This is a genomic window from Enterococcus italicus DSM 15952, assembly GCF_000185365.1.
Lineage (GTDB): Bacteria > Bacillota > Bacilli > Lactobacillales > Enterococcaceae > Enterococcus_G > Enterococcus_G italicus.
This window is the reverse complement of the sequence record NZ_GL622241.1, coordinates 2,058,521-2,064,797: the sequence shown is the minus strand read 5'-3', so window position 1 is coordinate 2,064,797 and position 6,277 is coordinate 2,058,521. Positions and strand designations below refer to the sequence as shown.

Sequence of the window (6,277 nt, the reverse complement as noted above, 5' to 3'; positions counted from 1 at the left end):
TTAATAAAAAATCTTGGGATGCTAGATACTGTCTGGTCACTGATTATTCCAGGGGCAATCAATGTTTGGAATATCATCCTTGCTCAGACTTATTTCAGTGCATTACCGAAAGAATTATCTGAAGCTGCAACTATTGATGGTGCAAATGATATGCAAATTTTATTTAAAATTATGTTGCCTTTAGCAAAACCAATTATGTTTGTCTTATTTTTATATGCATTTGTGGGACAATGGAATGCTTATTTTGATGCAATGATTTATATAAAGGATCCTGATTTACAGCCGTTACAATTGGTTTTAAGAAATATACTAATCCAAAATCAACCATCACAGGATATGGTTGGTTCCAACACAGCTATGGCAGAAATGAAACAGATTGCTGAATTAATCAAGTATGCCACTATTGTTGTTTCAAGTTTACCACTTATTGTTATGTATCCATTCTTCCAAAAATATTTTGATAAGGGCGTACTAGTGGGATCAGTAAAAGGATAAAAAAATAATACAATATAGAAAGATGAGGGAAAAAAATGAAAAAAAGTTGGGTAATTGCAACGGTAATCGTGAGTACATTTATTTTAGGAGCTTGCGGCAATAGTTCTAAAAACAAAGCCAAATCAAGTCAAGATTATGAATTAAAAGATGTGAGCTTTCCTCTTGAAGAAAAGGTTAGTCTAAAAATGATTTCTCAAAGTGCCGCACTCGCTCCTAAAAATCCTAATGATAAATTAATTTTTCAGCGGCTTGAAAAAGAAACAAATTTGCATATTGACTGGACAAACTACAATTCTGATTTCGCGGAAAAGCGAAATTTAGACATTGCGAGTGGTGATTTACCAGATGCTATTTTCAATGCAGGAGCAAGTGATTATGATTTGTTGAATTGGGCAGAGAGTGGCGTAATTATTTCTTTAGAAGAGTTAATTGAAAAATATATGCCAAATCTAAAGAAAATTTTTGATGAGTATCCACAATACAAACAATTATCAACGGCTCCAGATGGACATATCTATTCTTTACCTTGGATTGAAGAGTTAGGTGAAGGAAAAGAATCTATTCATACTGTGAATGATATGGCATGGATTAACGTTGATTGGCTCAATAAATTGGGATTAAAAATGCCTGAAACGACAGATGAGCTAATGGAAGTCTTAGAAGCATTTAAAACGCAAGACCCAAATGGTAATGGAGAAGCGGATGAAATTCCATTTTCTTTTATCAATAATGGCGGAAATGAAGATTTAAAATTATTGTTTGCCGCTTTTGGTGAAGGGGATAATGACGACCACTTAATTGTTGATAACGACGGAAATGCTCAATTTACAGCGGATAAAGAAGGCTATAAAAAAGCAATTAAATACTTTCATGAAATGTACAAAAAAGGACTTATTGATAACGAGGCATTCGAACAAGATTGGAATACCTATGTTGCAAAAGGAAAAGAACAAAAATACGGGGTATATTTCACTTGGGATAAAATGAATATTACTGGTGATAATGACAGTTATGACGTATTGCCGGTTTTAGCTGGACCCGATGGAACGAAACATGTTACTAGAACAAATGGTATGGGATTCTCTAGAGATCGTTTCGTAATCACAAGTGCAAATAAAAATTTAGAATTAACAGCAAAATGGATTGATAAAATGTATGAACCGTTACAATCTGTACAAAACAATTGGGGCACTTATGGAGATAAAGAACAAGCGAATATTTTTGAATTGCAAAATGGCATGCTGAAACACCTCTCTTTAAATGGCACAGCACCTGGAGAGCTTCGTCAAAAAACGGAAGTAGCGGGCCCACTCGCTGTCTTAAACTCTTATTACGGTTCAGTTACCACAATTCCAGATGACGCAAAATGGCGTTTGGATTTAATGCATAAAACCTACTTACCATACATTGAAAATGAAAATAACTATCCAAAAGTCTTCTTAGATAAAGAAAATACAGATAAGTTAGCTAAAATTGAAACGGATATGTGGGATTATATTTATCGGAAACGAGCAGAATGGATTACCAATGGGAAAATTGATGATGAATGGAAAGATTATCTTTCCGAGTTGAAACGAGTTGGAATTGAAGATTGGATTAAAATTAAACAAGATGGATATGATACCTTTGTTAAAGGAATGGAGTAATCGATGATTGATGAAGTATATACAGTAGCAAAAGCCAATCGTTTTATAGAAAAGCACAAGAATCGAGTACAGCCTCAGTATCGGGAGCAGTATCATTTTATGGCACCACTCGGTTGGATTAATGATCCAAATGGATTTGTTTATTTTCGTGGAGAGTATCATCTATTCTATCAATATTATCCCTATGATAGTCAGTGGGGTCCCATGCATTGGGGACATGCGAAATCAGTTGATTTGTTGCACTGGGATCATCTCCCAGTCGCTCTTGCACCTGATCAATGGTATGACAAAGAAGGGTGCTTTTCTGGGAGCGCTATAGAAAAAGATGGCAAACTCTATCTTATGTACACGGGACATCGCATTGAAAAAGAACTCGTGTTTCAGACCCAATGTATTGCGGTATCGGAAGATGGAATAAATTTTGTCAAGTTAGAGAGCAATCCCGTTATTGATGATCGACTCTTAAAGGGCGAGGGCATCCCCCATGACTTTCGTGATCCAAAAGTAATAAAACATGGTGAGACTTTTTTTGCAATCATTGCGACAAAAACGATTGACAATCGAGGGAAAATTGTTATGTTTCAATCAGAAAATTTGATTGATTGGCAATTCTACTCAGTATTGTTAGAAGGATTAGATGGACAAGGAATTATGTGGGAATGTCCAGATTTATTTCACTTAGATGGGAAAGATGTGTTAATCATGTCTCCTATTCAAATCGAAAAACAGCAATTTCAATATTACAATATCAGTTCAACCATGGCCTGTATTGGTAGAGTTGATTGGGAAAAAGGTGTCTTTAGGGTAGAAACTTCAAAAGAGATTGACTTTGGTTTAGATTTTTATGCACCACAAACGCTAGAAGATAGTAAAAAACAGCGAATAATGATAGCCTGGATGCAAATGTGGGGACGTACTATTCCTCCTCATGAGCTCGGACATGGCTGGGCAGGCACGATGACTCTTCCAAGAGAATTACATGTCAAAGATGGCCAATTAATTCAAAAACCGGTTTCATTGATTTATGGTGATATTGAATATCAATATGGTTTTGAAAATATTGAGGTAAGCAATTATATGGTTATTTTTAAAAAGGTTGTCCATGATAATACTTATATGCACTTAGTTGCAGATTTGAGTGAATCACAATCATTTACTATGGAGTTTGCTAAAAATACCAAAGAAGCAATTATCTGTCATTATGAAGTGGAAGGGAACCTGTTCTCCATTTCAAGAGAAAAAGTAGGGCACGAAATTATTGGCGATGAAAAACCATCTTTAAATAAAAGAACTGTAGAAGCACCATTAGTTTCAAATCAATTAATTTTAGAAATTTTTAGGGATACATCTTCATTAGAATTTTTTATCAATGGGGTAGAATCAATGACATTAAACTTCTATGAAATTGAAAAGGGAAATGACTTATCGTTTAATGCTGTTGGGAAAGCAACAATTCAGTCTTTTGAAATTGGTGAGGTTAAAGCATGACATACTATGGCGCAATTGAAGCAGGTGGAACAAAATTTATTTTAGCAATTGGAAATAAAAATTTTGAGATTATCAAACAAATAGAAATTCCGACACAACATCCTAAAGTGACATTGACCAAAATAGTCGAGTTTTTTTCCTCATATCAAATAGAAGGGCTTGGCATTGGAACGTTTGGACCTGTTGATGTTCGACTTGACTCTCCAACATATGGATGGATTACAAATACACCAAAAATTGAGTGGCAAAATACGGATTTAGTGGGATACATTAAAAAAAATTATCCATTCCAATAAGTATTGTTACGGATGTACAAGCTTCCTGTTACGGAGAGTATCTATATGGTGCAGCTAAAGAAAAAAGTAGTTGTGTTTATTATACAGTGGGAACAGGTGTTGGTGGTGGTGCAATCAACAAAGGAGAGTTTGTTGGTGGTATTTCACATCCAGAAATGGGGCATGTTATAATTCAAAAAGATTTACAAGATGACTTTTTTGGAGTGTGTCCATTTCACGGCAACTGTTTGGAAGGGATGATCAGTGGTCCAGCATTGGAAAAAAGAACCCATATGTTAGGAAAAACTATTCCAGCAGATCATCCTATATGGAAAATTGTATCTAATTACCTAGCCCAGGCTATTTTGAATACAAGCCTCACACTTGATACTGAAATGTTCATTTTGGGTGGAGGAGTGTTTAAGCAGAAACAGCTATTACCCATGGTACAAAATGAATTTGTTAAATTAAATAATGGATATAAAACTATAGAAAATATTAACGACTATATTCAATTAGCAAGTTTAGATGGAAATCAAGCCATCATTGGATGTTTGGCTCTTGCAAGAGATGTAGCTAAGTAAATCTGTATGTGCAAAGATTCATAGGCTTGATTAGTAGATAAATAATAAAGAAATCGTTCTCTTGTAGTATGTCGCTGATTGGCAACATGACTAGAGAACGTTTTTTTTTGATAGATTTTATATAGGCTAGCCATCCATAAATCTCTCGTTTATAATAATATCAATAGAATGTGAGGGATTTCATGAAAATAACAATGAAAGAAGTGGCACAATTAGCTGGTGTAGGTGTTGGAACGGTCTCTCGAGTATTAAATAATGGATCGGTAAAAGATAGCACACGAAAACGGGTCGAACGTGCTATCGCAGAACTCAATTATCAACCAGATATCTATGCTAGAGGTTTAAAAACAAATCGAAGTAACACAGTGGCATTAATCTTACCAAGCGTTTGGCACCCATTTTTTTCAGAACTTGCTTTTCATGTTGAAAGTCATCTGGAAAAAAATAACTATAAGCTCTATCTTTGTAATTCAAATGGCAACTCAGCTAAAGAACGAGAATATCTACAAATGGTGAAACAAAATAAAGTAGATGGAATTATAGGTATCACTTATTCTGATATTGACGAATATGTTTCAAGTAATCTTCCATTTGTCAGTATTGATCGTTATTTTACAGAAGATGTAAACTATGTGACTGCTGATAATGCGGCTGGTGGAAGATTAGCAGTGGATGAATTATTAAAACATGGCTGCAAAGAATTAGCTTACATTGGAGGATATCAAGATACTCCGAATGAAACAAAAAATCGACGAAAGTATTTTGAGATAAGCTGTAAATCGAAAAATATCACTTGCCACATTCTGGATATGCTTGAGCCTTTAACAAATGTTTCGGAAAAGGTCTGCGAGCTACTTACAAACTATCCGGGGATAGATGGTATTTTTACGATAAATGATTCAATAGCTTTGGATGTAGTAGAAATTTTAAAAACTATGGGAAAACGAGTTCCAGACGATATTCAAGTAATTGGGTTTGATGGTCAGCGAACAAGTGAGGGTTCAAACTATTTAGTATCGACAATTGCACAACCTATTGAATTGATGGCACAGGAAGCAGTCGATGTACTTTTGAAGGTTATTAATGGAAAAGAAGTATCTAAAAGAACCGTTTTGCCAGTAACTTTTAAAAAGGGTGGCACAACTATTGAAGTTTGAGATGATTACTAGTTTATTGAATTAGTTGCCAAAATTTTTTAATTGATAGATAATTAAAAAAACAATGAAGGTGAAAAAATGAAGAAAAATGTGGAAAAGCAATTGCTTTGTGAGCAAGCGAAACAAGAGATTATAAAATTAGTAACACAATTACAAGAAAGAAAGCAACCATCGCCGGAGTTACTAGATATTATCGATGTTTTGCATCAAGTCCACGCAACATTAGATAAAGCGAAAGATCCTGAGGTATTAATCAACCACATGGTGAATTACATTCGTAGTATGGCAATCAAAGGTCGGCTACATTTTCCAGCGGAGGAAGAAAAATCAATGATGGCATTAGGTGTCATTGGCCAGCAAGCAGGTTGGAATAGTCAATATATGGCCAATTTTTCGGATAAATCACAATTTTATCGCTTTGGTGAATCCGTCCCACGTCATTGATTCGTGAATAATAAAAAATGAAGTTGGAAAGACTGCGTTTACAGTGTTTTCAACTTTTTTGTTGTAAAAAGGAAAAAATAGTAGCCACGAATAAAAGGGGAAAGTAGTTGGTGAATGGTTGGAAAAGGATCATTAAATTCTTGCTTGTTTTTCTTGGATATGAAAAAATGAGGAAAGTGATAAACGGA

5 protein-coding genes and 1 pseudogene are annotated in these 6,277 nt (G+C 34.7%); all 6 read left to right on the top strand.

The genetic code is table 11. The features are described from left to right. Positions 1-495 (top strand): carbohydrate ABC transporter permease (locus HMPREF9088_RS09530; protein ID WP_007209028.1); only part of this gene is annotated, 495 nt, incomplete at its 5' end. 35 nt (positions 496-530) lie between these two features. Next, positions 531-2,141, top strand: coding sequence for an ABC transporter substrate-binding protein (locus HMPREF9088_RS09525; protein WP_007209027.1), 1,611 nt, complete (start codon positions 531-533; stop codon positions 2,139-2,141). 3 nt (positions 2,142-2,144) lie between these two features. Continuing rightward, on the top strand, positions 2,145-3,629 hold the full coding sequence (locus HMPREF9088_RS09520) for a glycoside hydrolase family 32 protein (RefSeq protein WP_007209026.1): 1,485 nt from the start codon (positions 2,145-2,147) through the stop codon (positions 3,627-3,629). Then, a pseudogene (locus HMPREF9088_RS09515) lies at positions 3,626-4,488 on the top strand (ROK family protein). The gene HMPREF9088_RS09520 and the pseudogene HMPREF9088_RS09515 overlap by 4 nt, the downstream one beginning before the upstream one ends. Before the next feature lie 182 nt (positions 4,489-4,670). Continuing rightward, the gene (locus HMPREF9088_RS09510) at positions 4,671-5,645 is read left to right on the top strand and encodes a LacI family DNA-binding transcriptional regulator (protein ID WP_007209022.1); all 975 of its coding nucleotides are present in this window, start codon (positions 4,671-4,673) and stop codon (positions 5,643-5,645) included. 78 nt (positions 5,646-5,723) lie between these two features. After that, complete coding sequence (locus tag HMPREF9088_RS09505; RefSeq protein ID WP_007209021.1) at positions 5,724-6,089, top strand: bacteriocin immunity protein; 366 nt, start codon at positions 5,724-5,726, stop codon at positions 6,087-6,089. Positions 6,090-6,277: the final 188 nt, after the last annotated feature.